This window comes from Sphingobium sp. AntQ-1 (assembly GCF_028538045.1).
In the GTDB taxonomy this organism is placed as follows: domain Bacteria; phylum Pseudomonadota; class Alphaproteobacteria; order Sphingomonadales; family Sphingomonadaceae; genus Sphingobium; species Sphingobium cupriresistens.
Genome location: NZ_CP117158.1, coordinates 2,047,964 through 2,066,088 on the forward strand (window position 1 = coordinate 2,047,964; position 18,125 = coordinate 2,066,088).

Annotated in this window: 16 protein-coding genes; 3 read left to right on the plus strand and 13 right to left on the minus strand. The window is 65.2% G+C overall.

Annotated elements, in window-relative coordinates; translation table 11 throughout:
• Positions 1–18 precede the first annotated feature (18 nt).
• The 7 genes from pepN to sphantq_RS10315 form a co-directional block, all read right to left on the minus strand.
• The gene (pepN, locus tag sphantq_RS10285; RefSeq protein ID WP_272798444.1) at positions 19–2,619 is read right to left on the minus strand and encodes an aminopeptidase N; all 2,601 of its coding nucleotides are present in this window, start codon (positions 2,617–2,619) and stop codon (positions 19–21) included.
• Between the two features lie 116 nt (positions 2,620–2,735).
• Positions 2,736–3,662, minus strand: coding sequence for a ParB/RepB/Spo0J family partition protein (locus sphantq_RS10290; RefSeq protein WP_272798445.1), 927 nt, complete (start codon positions 3,660–3,662; stop codon positions 2,736–2,738).
• Positions 3,659–4,441, minus strand: a complete 783-nt coding sequence (locus sphantq_RS10295) for a ParA family protein (protein WP_066607266.1) — start codon at positions 4,439–4,441, stop codon at positions 3,659–3,661. The genes sphantq_RS10290 and sphantq_RS10295 overlap by 4 nt, the downstream gene beginning before the upstream one ends.
• Positions 4,438–5,079, minus strand: coding sequence for a 16S rRNA (guanine(527)-N(7))-methyltransferase RsmG (rsmG, locus tag sphantq_RS10300; protein WP_272798446.1), 642 nt, complete (start codon positions 5,077–5,079; stop codon positions 4,438–4,440). Before rsmG ends, sphantq_RS10295 begins: the two co-directional genes overlap by 4 nt.
• Positions 5,076–6,926, minus strand: coding sequence for a tRNA uridine-5-carboxymethylaminomethyl(34) synthesis enzyme MnmG (gene mnmG, locus sphantq_RS10305; protein ID WP_272798447.1), 1,851 nt, complete (start codon positions 6,924–6,926; stop codon positions 5,076–5,078). The genes rsmG and mnmG overlap by 4 nt, the downstream gene beginning before the upstream one ends.
• A gap of 59 nt (positions 6,927–6,985) precedes the next feature.
• A complete protein-coding gene (gene mnmE / locus sphantq_RS10310; protein ID WP_272798448.1) occupies positions 6,986–8,278 on the minus strand; it encodes a tRNA uridine-5-carboxymethylaminomethyl(34) synthesis GTPase MnmE in 1,293 nt (430 codons plus the stop codon).
• Positions 8,279–8,282: 4 nt separating this feature from the next.
• Positions 8,283–8,531, minus strand: a complete 249-nt coding sequence (locus sphantq_RS10315; protein WP_066607277.1) for a DUF6489 family protein — start codon at positions 8,529–8,531, stop codon at positions 8,283–8,285.
• A 153-nt stretch (positions 8,532–8,684) separates the two neighbouring features.
• Between sphantq_RS10315 and sphantq_RS10320 the strand changes: the two genes are divergently transcribed.
• On the plus strand, positions 8,685–9,386 hold the full coding sequence (locus sphantq_RS10320) for a dienelactone hydrolase family protein (protein WP_066607570.1): 702 nt from the start codon (positions 8,685–8,687) through the stop codon (positions 9,384–9,386).
• Positions 9,387–9,400: 14 nt separating this feature from the next.
• A complete protein-coding gene (locus sphantq_RS10325; RefSeq protein WP_272798449.1) occupies positions 9,401–10,351 on the plus strand; it encodes a quinone oxidoreductase family protein in 951 nt (316 codons plus the stop codon).
• Positions 10,352–10,422: 71 nt separating this feature from the next.
• On the opposite strand, the gene sphantq_RS10330 is transcribed toward sphantq_RS10325, so the two are convergent.
• Both sphantq_RS10330 and rho read right to left on the minus strand, forming a co-directional pair.
• Positions 10,423–11,145: a YjbE family putative metal transport protein gene (locus sphantq_RS10330; protein WP_066607279.1), complete on the minus strand. Its 723-nt coding sequence runs from the start codon at positions 11,143–11,145 to the stop codon at positions 10,423–10,425.
• 120 nt (positions 11,146–11,265) lie between these two features.
• Positions 11,266–12,522 (minus strand): transcription termination factor Rho, encoded by a 1,257-nt coding sequence (gene rho / locus sphantq_RS10335; RefSeq protein ID WP_066607284.1) that lies wholly within the window; start codon positions 12,520–12,522, stop codon positions 11,266–11,268.
• 266 nt (positions 12,523–12,788) lie between these two features.
• On the opposite strand from rho, the gene sphantq_RS10340 reads away from it, so the two are divergent.
• Entirely contained in the window at positions 12,789–13,781 is a 993-nt protein-coding gene (locus sphantq_RS10340) for a retroviral-like aspartic protease family protein (RefSeq protein ID WP_272798450.1), read from the plus strand.
• A 2-nt stretch (positions 13,782–13,783) separates the two neighbouring features.
• Here sphantq_RS10340 and sphantq_RS10345 read toward each other — a convergent pair whose 3' ends face one another.
• From sphantq_RS10345 to lptE, 4 genes are all read right to left on the minus strand, one after another.
• On the minus strand, positions 13,784–15,907 hold the full coding sequence (locus tag sphantq_RS10345) for a transglycosylase domain-containing protein (protein ID WP_272798451.1): 2,124 nt from the start codon (positions 15,905–15,907) through the stop codon (positions 13,784–13,786).
• Between the two features lie 155 nt (positions 15,908–16,062).
• Positions 16,063–16,467 carry a peptide-methionine (R)-S-oxide reductase MsrB gene (gene msrB, locus sphantq_RS10350; protein ID WP_066607291.1) on the minus strand — a complete coding sequence of 135 codons (405 nt, stop codon included), beginning with the start codon at positions 16,465–16,467 and terminating at the stop codon, positions 16,063–16,065.
• 45 nt (positions 16,468–16,512) lie between these two features.
• Positions 16,513–17,553: a DNA polymerase III subunit delta gene (gene holA, locus sphantq_RS10355; protein ID WP_066607294.1), complete on the minus strand. Its 1,041-nt coding sequence runs from the start codon at positions 17,551–17,553 to the stop codon at positions 16,513–16,515.
• On the minus strand, positions 17,550–18,050 hold the full coding sequence (gene lptE / locus sphantq_RS10360; protein WP_272798452.1) for an LPS assembly lipoprotein LptE: 501 nt from the start codon (positions 18,048–18,050) through the stop codon (positions 17,550–17,552). Before lptE ends, holA begins: the two co-directional genes overlap by 4 nt.
• Positions 18,051–18,125: the final 75 nt, after the last annotated feature.

Sequence of the window (18,125 nt, forward strand, 5' to 3'; positions counted from 1 at the left end):
CGAACCCCTGCCGGATGCTTATTCCAGGCTCTTTCCCGCCTGTTCGGTCACATCCTTTGACAATCCCGGTTGCGCCAGAATGCGTTGCAATTCCGCCCGCATCAGCGCCGCACGCTTTTCCTCGAACCGCTTCCAACGGCCCAGTGGCGGCACCAGTTTTGCGGCTGTCTGCGGATTGAGCCTGTCGAGCGCGATGATGCAGTCGGCCAGCAGGCGATAACCCTTGCCCGACTTGTGGTGAAACGCCCACTGGTTGCCGGCGAAGGCGCCGAACAGCGACCGCACCCGGTTGGGGTTGGCGAGCGTGAAATCCTTATGCGTGCTTAACTGCGCGACCAGGCCCACGGTGTCGGGATGCAGCGCGAACGCCTGGGTCTGGAACCATTTGTCGAGCGTCAGCGCGTCGGCGGCGTAGCGATTGTAGAAGATGTCGAGCGCCGCCTCCCGCTCCGGGCTGGCGCCATTGGCCAGCGTGCCCAGCGCCGCCTGACGCTCGGTCATATTATCGGCCTCGCTAAACTGGACGAATGCGATGGCAGGGCCATCCTGCGCGCCCGACGCCACCAGATAATGGAGCGCCGCGTTACGCAGCTTGCGAGCGCCCTTGGCGGCGGGAGAAAGGGAGAAGGCGTTCGCCTTGGTCCGTGCATGGATATCGCGCCACAGCGGTTCCAGCCCGGCGCCGATCTGCTGTTGCAACGCATCGCGCGCCGCATGGATCGCGTCGGGATCGACCAGGCGCATCTGGTCGCCCAGATAGGCTTCGCTGGGCAGGCGGATCGTTTCTGCGATAAAGGCGGGGTCCAGCAACGGATCGGTGATTGTGTTGCGCACGGCGTCGATCACCGTCGCGTCGTCGGTGGCGTGGCCCGCGATGCGGCCGACCAGCACATTGACCATTAACTGCTGCATCGCTTCGTAACGGGCGAAGGGATCGTCGTCATGCGCCGACAGAAAGGCGAGATCGTCCTGGCTACGGTTGGTTTCCACGATCACCGGGGCGGAAAAACCGCGGTTGATCGACGGGATGGGCGTGGCCGGAAAGCCGGTGAAGGTGAAGCTCTGCTTGCCCTCCGTCAGCATCAGCAGTTCGTCGCCGCGATGCTGCCCGGTGGCGGGATCGAACAGCGCGATGCGCAGCGGGATCGCCATCGGCTGCTTGTCGGTCTGACCCGGCGTCGGCGGCATCGTCTGCTCCAGCGTCAGTGTGGCGCTCTGGCTGACCGGATCATGGCTGATGAGGGCGCGGACATGGGGCGTGCCGGCCTGCTCATACCAGCGGCGGAATTGGGTAAGGTCGATCCCCCCGCCCTCCTCCATCGCCAGCACGAAATCCTCGCAAGTGGCGGCTTGTCCGTCATGCCGGTCGAAATAGAGATCGGTGCCTGCGCGAAACCGCTCCGCACCCAGCATCAACGCCATCATGCGGATCAGCTCGGCGCCCTTATTATAGATGGTGGCGGTGTAGAAGTTGCTGATTTCCATATAGGATTCCGGCCTGACCGGATGGGCGAGCGGGCCGCTATCCTCTGGAAACTGGCCGGCGCGCAGAATGCGGACATCCTCGATCCGCTTGACCGCATGGCTGCCCATGTCGGCGGAAAAATTCTGGTCGCGGAAGACGGTGAAGCCTTCCTTCAAGGAAAGCTGGAACCAGTCGCGGCAAGTGACGCGATTGCCGGACCAGTTATGGAAATATTCATGCGCCACCACGCCTTCGACCCCGTCATAGTCGATGTCGGTCGCGGTTTCGGGATCGGCCAAAATATAGCGCGAATTGAAGATGTTGAGCCCCTTATTCTCCATCGCGCCGAAATTGAAGTCGGCCACGGCGACGATGTTGAACACGTCCAGATCATATTCGCGGCCATAGACCCGCTCGTCCCAGGCCATGCTGTTCTTGAGCGCGTGCATCGCATGATCGGTCCGGGCGAGATCGGCTTCGCGCACCCAGATGCCTAGCTGCACTTCGCGCCCGCTCATCGTGACGAAACGGTCGGCATTACAGGCGAGGTCGCCCGCGACCAGAGCGAAGAGATAGCAGGGTTTGAGGAAGGGATCGTTCCAGCGCGCCCAGTGGCGGCCATCGGGCAGGTCGCCCTGCTCGATGGGGTCGCCATTGGCGAGCAGGATCGGGAAGCGCGCCTTGTCCGCTTCCATCCGCACGCTGTAGCGCGACAATATGTCGGGCCGGTCGGGGAAGAAGGTGATGCGGCGGAAGCCTTCGGCTTCGCATTGGGTGCAGAGCAGGCCGCCGCTGGCGTAGAGGCCCATTAACTTGTTATTGCCCTCCGGCGACAGCTCCACCAGCGTTTCGACGCTATGTGCGGCATCGGGCAGCGCGATGATGAGCGCGCCGGCCTCCAGATGCCACTCGTCCTGCGCCAGCGGGCGGCCATCGACGCACACGGACAGCGGCACGATGCCCTCGCCATCGAGCCGCAGCGGGAGGTCATGATCGCCGTTGCGCGTGACCGACAGGGTTGCGCGCACCCTGGTCAGTGCGGGATCGAGATCGAAGTCGAGCGTGACGTCGGGGACCAGCCAGTCGGGCGGACGATAGTCCATCCGGCGAATGATGGTGGGCGCAGCGGCGTGGGTGGAGATCATGTCGGCCATGCCTGCAATCTAAGGAGCAGGGGGACAAAAGACCAGCGGGCTTTACGGCCACATAGCCCAGACTCTTTCGAACGTCGCGCTTGTGCGCCGTGACGACCGCGGTTTACGGCGGCGCGCTAGATGCGCTCGCCCGACAGGCGTTGGCACAACATGTCCAACTGGTCGAGGTTTGAATAGCGCAGCGACAAGGCGCCGCCAGTCGATGCGCCTTCATGCGCGATCTCGACCTTCAGACCCAATATATCGGCCAGATGCTGCTCCAGCGCCGCGATGTCCGGGTCTTTGTCGCCGTTTGCGGCATTGCGGCGGGCGGCGGGCGCCTCGGCGCCGGTCTTGACCCGCCTCACCAGCTTTTCAGTGTCGCGGACCGACAGGCCCTTATCTTCGACCTGGCGCGCCAGCGCTTCGCAATCGGGCAGGCCGATCAACGCACGGGCATGGCCCATGCTGATCCGGCTCTCCATCACCTGCTGTTGCACCGATTGGGGCAATTCGAGCAGGCGCATCAGGTTGGCGACATGGCTGCGCGATTTGCCGACAATGCGGCCCAGCGCATCCTGGCTATGATGAAATTCGGCGATCAGCTTGCGATAGGCTTCCGCCTCTTCGATCGGGTTGAGATCCTCGCGCTGGATATTTTCGATCAGCGCGATTTCCAGCGTTTCCTGCTCGTCGAAATCGCGGACGATCGCAGGAATGCGATGCATCTGCGCCCGCTGCGCCGCGCGCCAACGGCGTTCGCCGGCGATGATCTGGAAACCGCCGCCATGGGGACGCACGATGATTGGCTGGATCACGCCGCGCTTGGCGATGCTCTCGGCCAGTTCCTGCAACGCGCCTTCGTCGAAATGGCGACGCGGCTGTTCCGGGTGCGGCTGGATCAGCGACACTTCGATGCTCTGCACCGCCTTGCCATTGGCGGGAATGGCGCTGGGCGATACCGGTTCCTCGCGCGCGACGTCCCCCAACAGGGCGGACAGGCCGCGGCCCAGACCATGGGGGCGCTTGGCGATCTTGGGCTTGTCGGTCGTTTCGTCGCTCAAGCGGCAACCTCCTGTCGCGGCAGTCGGGCGATCAGTTCGCGCGCCAGACGCATATAGGCTTCGGACCCCGAACAGCGGAAGTCGTAGATGAGGGCGGGCACGCCGTGACTGGGCGCTTCGGACAGGCGGACATTGCGCGGGATGACCGTGGAGAAGACGAGATCGCCCAGGCACGCGCGCACATCGTCGGCGACCTGGTCGGTCAGGCGATTGCGGCGGTCATACATGGTCAGCGCCACGCCCATGATCGACAGGCCGGGGTTGAAGCGGCCGCGGATACGCTCGACCGTCTGGAGCAGTTGCGACAGACCTTCGAGCGCGAAAAATTCGCACTGGAGCGGAACCAGCAGATATTGCGCGCCGACCATGGCGTTGATGGTGAGCAGGCCCAGCGAGGGCGGGCAGTCGATCAGGCAGATATCCCAGCGACCCGGCTGGGCTTCGGCCAATACGCGCTCCAGCCTGTGGGTGCGCTGTTCATAGTCGATCAATTCGATCTCGCAGCCCGACAGATCCTGGGTCGCGGGGACCAGATCCAGCTTGGGGACGCGGGTGGCGATGACGGTGTCGTCGAGCGCGCAATTGCCGACCAGCAGGTCGTAGCTGGACTGGGCGCGATCGGCATGGCCGACGCCAAGGCCGGTGGAGGCATTACCTTGTGGATCGAGATCGACCAGCAGCACACGCAGGCCGGTGGCAGCCAGCCCGGTCGCGAGATTGATCGCGGTGGTGGTTTTACCTACGCCGCCCTTCTGATTGGCGATGGCGATGCGGATCATCCTCGGCCTTTCCTTTTGGCGGGCTTCACGGCGTGGGCCACGATGATGGCGCTATCGCCATCCGTTACGCTGGGTTCCACGTGAAACGCACCTTGCCATGCCGGACGCGCCGCCTCCAGTTCATTTTGCGCATTTCGTCCCTTGGGCAGCACCCAGAGGCTTTTTTTATCCGAAAGATGAAGCGCCGATTCGAACAATTTGGGCAGCGGCGCATAGGCGCGCGCGCTGATGACGGCGGCATGCAGGGGCGGCACCATTTCGACGCGGCCGCCGAAGACGCGGGCGTGGGTCAAGCCCAGTTCGGCGATCACGCTGTCCAGAAAATCGATCCGCTTGCGCCGGGATTCCACCATCATCAACGGGCGGTCGGACAAGCAGGCGAGCACGATGCCCGGCAGACCAGCGCCCGATCCGAGATCGATCCAGTCGCCCTCGCCCGCTTCCTTTGTGTGAAGCAGCAATTGGGCGGAATCGACGATATGCCGCGTCCACACATGGGGACGGGTCGATTCCGCGATCAGATTCTGCTCGTCCATCGCGGACAACAGGATAGCGACATAGCGCTCCAGCTTGCTCCATGTTTCACGTGAAACATCGTAGTGCGCCGTCAGCCAGGCGCGGGCGTCGTCTTCGGTCACGCCGCCACCCGGCGGACGTGGACGAGGATGGCCGCCAGCGCCGCCGGCGTGATGCCACGGATGCGACCGGCGGCGGCCAGCGTGTCTGGACGGGCGGCGTCGAGGCGCTCGATCATCTCGGTGGACAGTCCGCCGATGGTACGGAAATCGAAATCGGCAGGGATGATGACCCGCTCGTTGCGACGCAATTCGGCAATCTCGCTATCCTGTCGTTGCAGATAGGGGGCGTAATGGGCGTCCTCCAATATTTCGTCGCGCAGGTCGGCGGGCGCGTCGCGCAGGGTCGGCGCGAGCGCGCACAGCAACGCCCGGTCGACTTCGGGAAAGCGCGCCCAGTCGAACAGGCTGCGTCGCGCGCCATCCTGCCGGACCGCTGCGCCGGCGCGCGCCATTTCGCTGGCGCTCCTCGGTTGGGCCAGTTCGGCTTCGATCGCGGCCCGCTGCGTCTGCCGCTCGGTCAATCGGGCAGCGCGGTCGGGGCCGATCACCCCATGCGCCAGGCCGATCGGGCCTAGCCGTGTTTCCGCATTGTCGGCGCGCAGGCGCAGCCGATATTCGGCGCGAGCGGTGAGCATCCGATAGGGTTCGGTCACACCCTGCAAAACGAGATCGTCTATCATCACGCCGATATAGGAACTGGCCCGGTCGAGGATCATGGGCGCTTCGCCGCGCGCGCGCGCAGCGGCATTGACACCGGCGATCAATCCCTGCGCCGCCGCCTCCTCATAGCCGGTCGTCCCGTTGATCTGGCCGGCGCAGAACAGGCCAGTCAGCTGGCGTACTTCCAGCGTGGAATCGAGCGCGCGCGGATCGACATGGTCATATTCGACCGCATAGCCCGGCACGGCGATCTCTACCTGCTCCAGCCCCGGCATCGATCGCACCATGGCGACCTGCACGTCGGTTGGCAGCGAGGTGCTGATGCCGTTGGGATAGATGAGCGGGTCGTCCAGCCCTTCCGGCTCCAGAAAAATCTGATGCCCGTCGCGATCGCCGAAGCGCAAGACCTTGTCCTCGATCGACGGGCAATAGCGCGGCCCCCGCCCCTCGATCGCCCCGCTGAACAAGGGTGACCGGTCCATGCCATCACGGATGATCGCATGGGTAGCATCATTCGTGCGGGTGATGGCGCAGGCCAGTTGGGGCAGGATGCGGCCGGTGGACAACGGAGACATCGTCCACGCCTCCCCGTCCGAAGGCTGCGTTTCCAGTCGCGCCCAATCGATGGTGCGGCCGTCCAGACGCGGCGGGGTGCCCGTCTTAAGCCGCGCGATCGGCAGGCCCAGCGCGCGCAACTGTACGCCCAGTGCGCTGGCGGCGCGCTCGCCGATCCGGCCGCCAGTCTCGCGTTCGTCGCCGCGAAAGAGCTTGCCGCCCAGGAAAGTGCCGGTCGCCAGCACCACGGTTGGCGCAGCGATGGTGCGACCATCGGCCAGCGCCACACCGACGATCGCGTCGCCCGCGATCAGCAGCGCGTCGGCTTCGCCCTCGACAATCTCCAATCCCGCTTGCGCATCAAGCATCCCGTGGATGGCGGCGCGATAGCGTTTACGGTCGGCCTGCACGCGCGGCCCCTGCACGGCGGCGCCCTTGCTGCTGTTGAGCATCCTATAATGAATGGCGGCGGCGTCGGCGGCACGGGCGATCAGCCCGTCGAGCGCATCGACTTCGCGCACCAGATGGCCCTTGCCCAAACCGCCGATCGCCGGGTTGCAGGACATGGCGCCAACCGTATCGCGGGCAAAGGTCAGGAGCGCGATAGACGCGCCCTTCCGCGCCGCCGCAGCGGCCGCCTCGCAGCCGGCATGGCCGCCGCCGACCACGATCACATCATAATGGCTTTGCATGGGCGGCCCATATCAGAGTCAGGGGGGTGGGGTCAAAAGCGTTCCACGTGGAACATGCATCATTTGCCGATGCAGAACCCCGAAAAGAGACGGTCGAGCATATCTTCGGTCCCCGCCTGCCCGGTCAGCGCATCAATGGTGCCGCGCGCCAGGCGCAAATCTTCAGCAACGACGAGCAGATCCGGTGTCGCGCCAGCCGCGCTGAGATGCGCGTACAACTGTCCAACTTGCTGTCTCTGTCGCGCGTGCAGGGCATAGTCGCCCTCCCCCGGCAGCAGCGCCGCTGCACGTTCCTGAAGCGTAGCGACCAACCTGTCCATGCCCTCGCCGGTGCGGGCGGAAAGGCGCAGGCCGGGCCGACCTGCCTCGGCGCGATCGGATTGGGCCGCAATTAACAAGGCATCGTCGCGGGGCAGGTCGGCCGCATCGCCCAGCCACAGGATGATGTCGGCCGCGTCCAACGCCGCGCGGGCGCGGTCGATGCCGATCGCCTCGATCGCATCGTCCGTCTCGCCGCGCAGGCCGGCGGTGTCGGTGAACAGGAAGGCGGTGCCGCCGATCGCGGCGGGCACCTCGATCCGGTCGCGGGTGGTGCCGGCGACGTCGGACACGATCGCCGCGTCGCGCCCGACCAGCGCATTGAGCAGGGTCGACTTGCCGGCATTGGGCGGCCCGGCCAGGACCACGCGGATGCCGTCGCGCAGCCGCTCTGCGGACGGCGCGGCGAGGATGGCGGCGACATCCTGCGCCAATGCGACGATGCCTGCGCCGATCCGGGTTTCGATCGCGGCGTCGGGCACGTCATCCTCGTCGGAGAAATCGAGCGCGGCTTCGGCCATGGCGGATAGATCCAGTAAGCTCAGTCGCCAGTCGTCGATGCGGCGCGAAAAATGCCCCTCCGCCATGAGCAAGGCGGCGCGCCGCTGGCTCTGGGTTTCGGCGGCGAGCAGGTCGGACAGGCCCTCCACCGCGTTCAAATCCATGCGACCATGGACAAAGGCGCGGCGGGTGAATTCCCCCGCCGCGGCCCGGCGCAATCCCGGCATGGCGGTCAGCGCCTCTTCCACCGCGGCGACCACGGCGCGGCCGCCATGGCAATGGAGTTCGGCCATGTCCTCGCCGGTGACGGTGGCGGGACCGGGCAGCCATAGCAATAGCGCCCGGTCGAGCGGCGCATCGTCGCGCGGGTCTTTCAGCAGCGCCAGGCTGGCGGTGCGAGGGGATGGCAAGCGGCGGGCCAAAGCAGCAAGCGCTGCCCCGGCCCCGACGCCGCTGATCCTTATGACCGCAATCCCCGCCGGCGGCGCACCGCTCGACAGGGCGAAGATCGTGTCGCCGTCGGAACCGGACACAGGCCTATTTCTTGTCGCCGCCGGACATGCCCGCCAGGCCCATATTCATCATCTGCTGGAACAGGCGCATCCCCGCATCACCCATAGGCGAAAAGCTTTTGAACAACGTCTCCATCTGCTCGACATTGGCGACGCCATCGAACCCGTCGAGCATTGTCTTGATATATTTGTCGTGGATGGGGGTGACATCGGGCAGGCCCAGGAAAGAGCGCGCTTCGGCAGGCGTGCAGTCCACGTCTACGGTAACCTTCATGTCGCTGCCCTTTCTTTCGGCCTTTGCATGTTATGCGCGCTGTCATGCCGCAATTGCCCGGACCAACGCAAATTTTTTAACGCGGCGGGCGGTTGCGCCTCGGTCTGGATCGGCCAATATGCGTTCCATTCTCATAGCGGCAAGGATATCGGCATGGGCGACTTCACTTCTATCTCGACATTGGACGGCGACAGGCAATTCGACGCCTATGTGGCGAAACCCGAAGCAGAGGCGAGCGCGGCGATCATCGTCATCCAGGAAATTTTCGGGGTGAATGAGGGGATTCGCGCAAAATGCGATAGCTGGGCCAAGGCCGGCTATGTCGCCTATGCGCCCGACCTGTTCTGGCGGCAGGAGCCGCATGTCGAACTGGATGCCGACGTGCCGGAGGATTTCCAGGCCGCGATCGGCCTGATGCAAAAGCTCAACCAGGACCAGGCCATTCGCGATATCGAAGCGACGATCAAGGCCGCGCGCGCCGCGGCCGGTGGCGGCAAGGTCGGTCTGGTCGGCTATTGCCTGGGCGGGCGGCTGGCCTTCATGAGCGCCTGCCGTACCGATGGCGATGCGTTCGTCGGCTATTATGGCGTTGGCATCGACGGCTTGCTGGGCGAACAACATGCGATCGGCAAGCCGGTGCTGCTGCATGTGCCGACCGCCGACCATTTCGTCCTGCCCGACGCGCAAAAGGCGATGCATGAAGGGCTGGCGGATAATCGTCATGTGACGCTGCATGATTATGCAGGTTTGGATCATGGCTTCGCCGCGGAGATGGGCGAGCGCCGCGACGAAGCCGGCGCGGAACTGGCGGACGGCCGCACCGCCGATTTCTTCGCCGAACATCTCGCCGGATGAGCGGCGCATGGCGCATGGTCGCCCGCAGCCATGGCGGGCCGGGGGTGATCGCGCGCGAGGATTTCGATCCCGGCGCGCCGGGTGAAGGCGAAGTGCTGATCGCGCAGGACGCGGTCGGCCTCAACTTCATCGACACCTATTATCGCACCGGCCTCTATCCCGCGCCCCTGCCCACCGCTTTGGGGTCGGAGGGCGCAGGCCGGGTCGCGGCGGTGGGTCCGGGCGTCACCGGCTTTGCGATCGGCGATGTTGTGGGCTGCGCCAGCGGGCTGGGGTCTTACGCCACTCACCGGATCGTGTCGGCGGACAAGGTGGTGCGGATTCCCGATGGCGTCTCGACTCAGGACGCGGCGGCGATGATGCTCAAGGGCATGACCGCCTGCTATCTGGCCGACGACACGATCGCGCTCCGGGCCGGGCAGGTCGCGCTGGTTCATGCGGCGGCGGGCGGGGTCGGCTCCGTTCTCGTCCCCTGGCTGCGCGACAAGGGCGTCATCGTCATCGCCCATTGCGGATCGGCCGAAAAAGCTGCAAGCGTGGAGGCCGATCACAGCCTGCATGGCGGTTTCGATGATCTGGCAGCGCGCGTGCGCGACCTGACCGGGGGCCAGGGCGTGGACGTGGTCTATGACGGCATCGGCAAGGATAGTTGGACCGCCTCGCTCGCCAGTCTCAAGCGGCGCGGGCTGATGGTCAGCTATGGCAATGCATCGGGCGCGGTGCCGCCGGTCAGCCTGCTGGACCTGAGCCGCGGCGGGTCTCTCTACGTCACCCGCCCGACCCTGTTCGACTATATCGCCACGCCAGAGTCACTGGCGCATAGTGCGGATCGCCTGTTCGACCGGATGCGGCGCGGCGTGGTGAAGGCGGTGATCGGCCAGCGCTTCGCCCTGAAGGACGCGGCCGAGGCGCACCGCGCGCTGGAGGCGCGGCAGACGATGGGCGCGACGATCCTCATCCCCTGATGCTCTGCTGAAGCACAAAAAAAGGGGGCGGAACCTGTCAGGTTCCGCCCCCTTTTTGCGTGGCCGGCCGTTCAGCCGAACAGCGTCAATATTCCGACCTGATGATCGACAAAGCCTTCATAGATCATCTTCACCGCGACATAGACGATGACGGCGAGGCCGATATAGGCGATCCAGCGGAAACGCTCGATATATTTGGCGATGATGTTGGCCGCGATGCCCATCAGGGCGACCGACAGAATCAGCCCGATGATGAGGATGCCAGGATGGTCCTTCGCGGCGCCGGCGACGGCCAGCACATTGTCCAGGCTCATGCTGACGTCGGCGACGGCCACGGCCCAGGCGGCTGCGGCGAAGCTCTTGGCCGGACGCAGGCCTGACACATCGTCGTCGCTGGTGTCGCCTGGCGTGTCCCCGCCCCGCTTGGGGTGCAATTCACGCCACATCTTGAAGCTGACCCACAGCAGCAGCAGGCCACCGGCCAGGATCAGGCCGACAATCTGCATCAACTGGCTGACCACGAGCGCAAAGGCGATGCGCAGCACCAGCGCGGCGATGATGCCGATCAGGATCACCTTCTTGCGCTGCGCGGCCGGAAGCCCCGCCGCCAGCGCGCCGACGACGATCGCATTGTCGCCAGCCAGAAGAATGTCGATCATCAGCACCTGACCAAAGGCGGCCAGCGCGCTCGGTGAGGTTATATTGCTGAAATCATTGACGATGTGCTGCCAGATATCGGCAGGAGAGCCGAGGCCCTGGGCCGCCGAAGCGGCGGTGGCGATGAGGTCGATCATGGCGGCCTGCTAACGTCCCTATATTTAGGAAAGGAGAAAGCCGGACCATATACATGGCCCGGCTGTCGCGGCAAAATTTATGATGGATCGGGCCGCGATCGGAGGGATCGCGGGCGCCCCTTACTGATTCATGGAGTCGAAGAAATCTTCGTTGGTCTTGCTGTCCTTCATCTTGTCCAGCAGGAATTCCATCGCGTCGATCGTGCCCATCTGCATCAGGATGCGGCGCAGCACCCACATCTTGCTCAGCTTGGCCTTGTCGACCAGCAACTCTTCCTTGCGGGTGCCGGACTTGCCGACGTCCAGCGCGGGGAAGATGCGCTTGTCCGCGACCTTGCGGTCGAGCACGATTTCCGAATTGCCGGTGCCCTTGAACTCTTCGAAAATCACTTCGTCCATGCGGCTGCCGGTGTCGATCAGCGCGGTGGCGATGATCGAGAGCGAACCGCCCTCCTCAATGTTACGCGCCGCGCCGAAGAATCGCTTGGGCCGCTGGAGCGCATTGGCGTCCACACCGCCGGTCAGAACCTTGCCCGACGAGGGGACGACGGTGTTGTATGCGCGGCCGAGGCGGGTGATGGAATCGAGCAGGATCACCACATCCTTTTTGTGCTCGACCAGGCGCTTGGCCTTTTCGATCACCATTTCGGCGACCTGGACGTGGCGGGTGGCGGGTTCGTCGAAGGTGGAGGACACGACCTCACCCTTCACGCTGCGCTGCATGTCGGTGACTTCTTCCGGGCGCTCGTCGATCAGCAGGACGATCAGGAAGACTTCGGGATGATTGTCGGTGATCGCCTTGGCGATATTCTGGAGCATCACCGTCTTGCCGACGCGGGGCGGCGCGACGATCAGCGTGCGCTGGCCCTTGCCCTGCGGCGACACGATGTCGATGACGCGGGCCGACTTGTCCTTCTGGGTCGGGTCATAGGGGTCGAGCGTCAGCTTCTGTTCGGGATAGAGCGGCGTCAGATTGTCGAAATTCACGCGATGGCGGACCACATCGGGATCGTCGAAATTGACGGTGTTGAGCTTCACCAACGCGAAATAGCGCTCGCCATCCTTGGGCGCGCGGATTTCGCCATCCACCGTATCGCCGGTGCGCAGGCCGAAGCGGCGCACCTGATTGGGCGAGACATAAATATCGTCTGGACCGGCCAAAAAGTTCGCTTCGGGGCTGCGCAGAAAGCCGAAGCCGTCGGGCAGCACCTCGATCGTGCCCTCGCCCATGATCTGCTCGCCATTTTCAGCCTCGGCCTTCAGGATCGCAAACATCAGATCCTGCTTGCGCAGCGTCGATGCGCTTTCGACGCCCAGCTCTTCGGCCATGGTGACCAAGTCTGCGGGCGCTGTTTTCTTGAGGTCCTTGAGGTGCATTGCGAATCGGTCCGATGGCGAGAGGGTAAAGTAGGGCTGAAAGGGGAAGGATTGCGAACCAGGCAGGACGCCGGTCGAGTCCCGTTCCGAACGGAAGGGCGCTATCATTTGGCGTTTAGCGATCGGCCCATGGTCAAGTCAAGACATGATAGCAGGCCGCAGCGGCGGAAAATCGCCTTTCCACCGCAATTCGCGCCGGGCGGTGCCGCTGGTGCGACCATGGCCTTCCATGGTATAAGCGAGGCATAAAATGGAAGGATGAGGATATGGGACGGCTCCTTCTCTGCATGAGGGTGTTGCTGGGGTTCGCGCTGGCGATCGGCGATCCTGCGCTGGCCACTCAGGATGCGTCCCTGCCCGCCCCTGCGATCCTCGATCCCGACGTGCCGCCGACGGTCGTCCAGACCGGTCCCGCGCTGGACGCACGGGTGACCATCCCGATTTCGATCGACGGCAAGGGGCCGTGGAACTTCATCATCGACACCGGATCGCAGCGCACCGTGATCGCGCGCGATCTGGCGCAGGAGCTGGCGCTGTTGCCGCGCGCCAATGTCACGATCATCAGCATGACCGGCCGGTCGGAAGCCGGGACGGTCGCGGTGCCGCGGCTGGGCTTTGGTGGCGGCACCATCGAGGATATCGAGGCGCCGGTGCTGGAAGGCGAACATCTGGGCGCGCCGGGCCTATTGGGGCTGGACAGTTTGCACGCGAAGCGGCTGACGCTGGATTTCCGCACCGGCCGGATGGAAATCAGCGGCAGCAACCCCCGCCGTCGGCTGTCGGCCGATCCCGATGCCATCGTGGTGGAGGCGCGGCGCAAGCGGGGTCAGCTGATCCTGCTCGATTCCGAAGTCAACGGGATGCGGGTCAACATCATGCTCGACACCGGCACCAATTTCAGCATCGGCAATATCGCGCTGCGCGACAAGCTGATGGCGAAGAAGCGCGCCCCCGCGATGATGACGGCGGCGCTGACCAGCGTCACTGGTGGCACGCTGACGGGGCAGGTCGGGCGGATCAAGTCGGTGCGCATGGGCCGCGTCAATCTGATCGACGTGCCCGTGCTGTTCGCCGACGCCAGCCCCTTTGCCGAACTGGGGATGCGGGACAAGCCGGCGCTGCTGCTGGGCATCAGCGCGCTTAAGATTTTCGACCGGGTGGCGATCGATTTCGGCCGGGGGAAGGTCGACTTCCTGCTGCCCGACGGCAGCGCGCTCGACAAGACGCGCTTCGCCGCCAATGACGAGGTGAAGGGTTAGGCTTAGGGGTTGGGCGACGGGCGCGGTGCAGGCGTCGGCCTCTGCTGGCGATCACGGCCCAGCACATTGTCGATCCATTGCTGGTCGATGCGCGGCGGTTGCGGTCGGTCCTGCCTCGGCCGGTCTTCTGGATCGACCTCCATCTGCGGATCATCGCTCCCGGCTTCATAGGGATCGGCGCGCGGCCGTTCGATCGGCAGGCCATTCTCATCGACCATCATGCCGCCGCCCCTGCCGCCATCGATGCCGTTGTCGGGGCCGCCATAATAGGCTTCCTCGTCCGGCTCCAACTGCCATTCGGGCAGGGTCACCTGGGTTTCGAACTGCTCCACCGGCCGCTTGGAGACGGCGACCTTCATATAATCGGCGAAGGCGTGGGCCGGCGCACGCCCGCCTTGCAGTCCGCCGACCGCCTTGGCGTCGTCGCGTCCCATCCATACGCCGGTCGTGATGCCGCTGGAAAAGCCCAGGAAATAGCCATCCTTGTTGCTGGTCGTGGTGCCGGTCTTGCCCGCCACCGGGCGGCCGATCTGCGCCGCCTTGCCGGTGCCGGTGCTGACCGCCGTCTGCATCAGGTCGGTCATGCCGGCGGCGACCCAGGGCGCGACCAGCACGCGGCTGGTGTCGTCCTGGTGGCTGTAGAGCATCCGGCCGTCGGCGGTCGTAACCTTGGTAATGCCATAGGGCGTCACCGCAATGCCCTTGCGCGCGATCGAGGCGGCGGCGCGGGTCATGTCGATCAGGCGCACGTCGGACGTGCCCAGCACCATGGAAGGGTGGGTGTTGACCGGCGTCGTGATACCGAACCGGCGGGCCATGTCGGCGACGGTCGGGAAGCCGACCTCGACGCCCAGCTTCGCAGCGACCGTGTTGATCGAATAGGCGAAGGCGGTGCGGATATCGATGTCGCCGGAAAAGCGGCCCGAACTGTTGCGCGGCGACCAGCCATTGATCGTCACCGGCTCGTCGGTCACGCCGGTATCGGGCGTATAGCCTGCCTCCAGCGCCGCCATATAAACGAAAATCTTCCAGGCGGACCCCGGCTGGCGCGTCGCGGTGGTGGCGCGATTATAGTTGGATGTCACATAATCGAGGCCGCCGACCATCGCCCGCACAGCGCCGTCGCGGTCCAGGCTGACCAGCGCCCCTTGCGTGCCGGACGGGACATTGGCCTGGATCGCTGCCGTCGCGGCCTTCTGCATATTGAGGTCGATGGTGGTGTAGACTTCCAGCGGCTCGTTCGGCTCGTCGATCAGCAGGTCGAGTTGGGGCAGCGCCCAGTCGGTGAAATAGCGCACGCTGTTCTGCGGCGCTTCGGGCGCCAGCTTGACATTCTGGATGTCGGCGTCAGCCCGCTGCGAAGCGGAAATCACGCCATTTTCCTGCATCAGGTCCAGCACCACCCCGGCGCGGCCGATCGCCGCTTCCGCGTCGGCGGTGGGGGAATAGCTGGACGGCGCCTTGACCAGCCCGGCGACGATCGCGGCTTCGGGCAGGTCCAGGCTGGTGGCGGGGTGGCCGAAAAATTTGCGGCTGGCCGCGTCGATGCCATAGGCGCCGCCGCCGAAATAGACCTTGTTCAGATAGAGTTCGAGGATCTGCCGCTTGGAGAATTTGCGCTCCAGCGCCAGCGCCAACACCATTTCGCGGATCTTGCGGCCGAAACTATAGCTGTTGTTGAGAAAGATGTTGCGCGTCACCTGCTGGGTGATGGTCGATGCGCCCTGCCAGCGACGGCCCGATCCGCGTCGTTCCACCGCGACCCAGGCGGCGCGCGCCATGCCGATCGGATCGACGCCGGGGTGCAGGTAGAAACGCTTGTCCTCGGTCGACACCATCGCGTCGATCATGACCTGCGGAATCTGGTCATAATCCATCCAGCGTCCGAAACTCGGCCCCAACGACACGATGACGCTGCCGTCTGCGGCATGAACGCGAATCATCTGGCCATTGGGGGAGGATTTCAGGCTGTCATAACTGGGCAGCGACTGCATCGCGATCACCACAGCGATCACCACCGCCAGCAGGCCCGCCACCGCCGCCGCGAGGCCGATCTTCAGCCCGCGCAGCATCCATGTCTTCGCGCGGCCACGCGGCGCGCCCTTGCTCTTGCCTGATCCTGCCATTTGTGCCGCCCCGGATACGCGCTAATCCCGGCCCCTGCCAGCGCAAATCATGCGTCCGGCGCGGAAAAAGACCGTCGCGCCTTCCATGGAGAGCGGCGCTTTACCGGGAATGAATAAGACGACCCCGCTGGTTCGAAACGAACGGATGTAGGCCGTTACGCCTCTTCGTCGCGCGGCTTGAAGTCCAGGCTGGCGCTGTTCATGCAATAGCGCAGGCCGTTGACGCCCGGCCCGTCAGGGAAAACATGGCCCAGATGGCCCTCGCAGGTCGCGCAGCGCACTTCGGTGCGGACCATGCCGTGGCTGGCGTCGCGAATTTCCTCGACCGCGTCGATATCCACCGGCGCGGTGAAGCTGGGCCAGCCCGATCCGCTGTCATATTTTTCTTCCGCGTCGAACAGCTCCGCGCCGCATCCGGCGCAATAATAGACGCCGTCGGCCTTGTTGCCATTATAGGGGCCGGTGAAGGCCCGTTCCGTGCCGGCTTCGCGCAGCACATGATATTGTTCGGGGGAAAGGCGCGCGCGCCATTCGGCTTCGCTCAGGTTCAGCTTGTCCATGACCGCAATATGGCCCCGGCGGACCGGGGGTTCAAGCCTTCGGATTCAGACCCGCTCGCGCGCTGCCTGCCGCGCGATCGTCAGCAATTCGTGGCGGACCATCAGGTCGCCCAGCCCCCGGCCCGACCGCGTGGCGCGCTCCGCATCCAGCAGCCGTTGCAGCACGCGGGCGATGCCGGGCGCATCCCATTGCCGCACCTGCCGCGACACCAGCCCCTTTTCCTTCCAGAATACCGCCTTGCCCGCCGCCTCGACCGCGCCGTCCAGCCGGCCGCTCGCGTCGAACTCGGTGCGGATATGGGCGATCAGCATCGCGCGGTTCAGCAGCGGCCGGATGACCGAGGCCATCGCCGTGCCGGTTTCGCTGAGGCTGGTGAGTTCGCGGTGCATGGCTTTCAGGTCGCCGCCCAGCACGGCGTTGACCAGCGGGCCGACCTCCGTATCGGGATTGTCGGCGGACAGCGCGTCGAGCGCCTCCGCCGTGGCTTCGCGCGGGCGGTCGGGCGCGGCGTCGAGGTAGAGGATCAGCTTCTCGATCTCGCCGGTCATCAGCGCGCGGTCGCCATTGGCGAGATCGACGATGCGGCGGGCGAGGTCTGATGGCAGGCGCAGCCCGCCGTCGCGCGCGATGCCGACTGCGATCTGTTCCGATTCGCGCGCGTCGGGCTGGTAGGAGATGCAGGCCATCACCGCCTTGTGATCCAGCGCCAGCTTGACAAGCTTCGACGTGGCTTTCAGCGCGCCGGCGACCGCGATCACCGGGTTGCCCGCGGCTTCCGCCTCCAGCAGGGCGGTCAGCGCCGGGACCGATTCCTCGCCCATGCCGCTGATGCGAATCCAGCGTTTGTCGCCGAACATGGAAAAGGATGCGGCTTCGTCGGACAGCCGGGCGGGATCGTCCTTCAGCGTCGCGCCGTCCAGGTCGACCCGCTCGGCCTGCGGCCCCATGGCGCGCTCCAGCCGTTTCGCCAGCGACTGGCTGCCCGCTTCGTCCGGGCCATAGAGCAGGAAGAAGCGGATATCCGCCGAAGCGCCCTGACCCGGCGCGTCGAGCGCCCGTTCGATCTGGCCGCGATTGGCCTTCAAGGATTGGCCGCCTTGCGCGAATAGAGCGCCAGCCGGGTGACGATCTGGTCCGCCACCGTCTGCGACAGCCGTTCCAGCGCCGTGTCTTCGGCCGCGATCGTGGCATATTCGCTCGATGTGACGTCGATGCCCGCATCGGACCCGGCGGTATCGTCCAGCAACTGCGCGCCGGTGGTTTCATCCACCAGTTGATAACGCGCCCGCAACGTGCGCCGCTCGCGCGTGATCGCGGCATCGGACCGCAGGCCAAAGCCGCTGATATCGTCGTCCAGCTTCACCACCAATTTGTAGCGCGGACCCGATCCGCTGCGCATCGCCGAAAGCCGGTCGTTCAGCGCGTTGCGCACCAGCCAGCCGCCCTTGCCCTCGATCGGTTCGACCGTGACATTGCCCAAAGCCTGCGCCACATCGCCCTGCCCGCCCCCGCCATAAACCGGGCGCAGCCCGCAAGCGGAGAGGGAGGCAAGGGCGATCAAGAGCAGGGGCCAGGGCTTCATGCGAACCTCCATAACCGTTCGGCCTGAGCCTGTCGAAGGGCTTTCCTTCCTCAACGGGAAGAAGCGGGCCTTCGA

Coding starts and splice junctions, on each gene's coding strand:
- pepN (WP_272798444.1), bottom strand. CDS start 2,619: ATGGCCGACATGATCTCCACCCACGCCGCTGCGCCCACCATCATTCGC.
- sphantq_RS10295 (WP_066607266.1), bottom strand. CDS start 4,441: ATGATCCGCATCGCCATCGCCAATCAGAAGGGCGGCGTAGGTAAAACC.
- mnmG (WP_272798447.1), bottom strand. CDS start 6,926: ATGCAAAGCCATTATGATGTGATCGTGGTCGGCGGCGGCCATGCCGGC.
- sphantq_RS10315 (WP_066607277.1), bottom strand. CDS start 8,531: ATGAAGGTTACCGTAGACGTGGACTGCACGCCTGCCGAAGCGCGCTCT.
- sphantq_RS10320 (WP_066607570.1), top strand. CDS start 8,685: ATGGGCGACTTCACTTCTATCTCGACATTGGACGGCGACAGGCAATTC.
- sphantq_RS10325 (WP_272798449.1), top strand. CDS start 9,401: ATGGTCGCCCGCAGCCATGGCGGGCCGGGGGTGATCGCGCGCGAGGAT.
- sphantq_RS10330 (WP_066607279.1), bottom strand. CDS start 11,145: ATGATCGACCTCATCGCCACCGCCGCTTCGGCGGCCCAGGGCCTCGGC.
- rho (WP_066607284.1), bottom strand. CDS start 12,522: ATGCACCTCAAGGACCTCAAGAAAACAGCGCCCGCAGACTTGGTCACC.
- sphantq_RS10340 (WP_272798450.1), top strand. CDS start 12,789: ATGGGACGGCTCCTTCTCTGCATGAGGGTGTTGCTGGGGTTCGCGCTG.
- sphantq_RS10345 (WP_272798451.1), bottom strand. CDS start 15,907: ATGGCAGGATCAGGCAAGAGCAAGGGCGCGCCGCGTGGCCGCGCGAAG.
- msrB (WP_066607291.1), bottom strand. CDS start 16,467: ATGGACAAGCTGAACCTGAGCGAAGCCGAATGGCGCGCGCGCCTTTCC.
- lptE (WP_272798452.1), bottom strand. CDS start 18,050: ATGAAGCCCTGGCCCCTGCTCTTGATCGCCCTTGCCTCCCTCTCCGCT.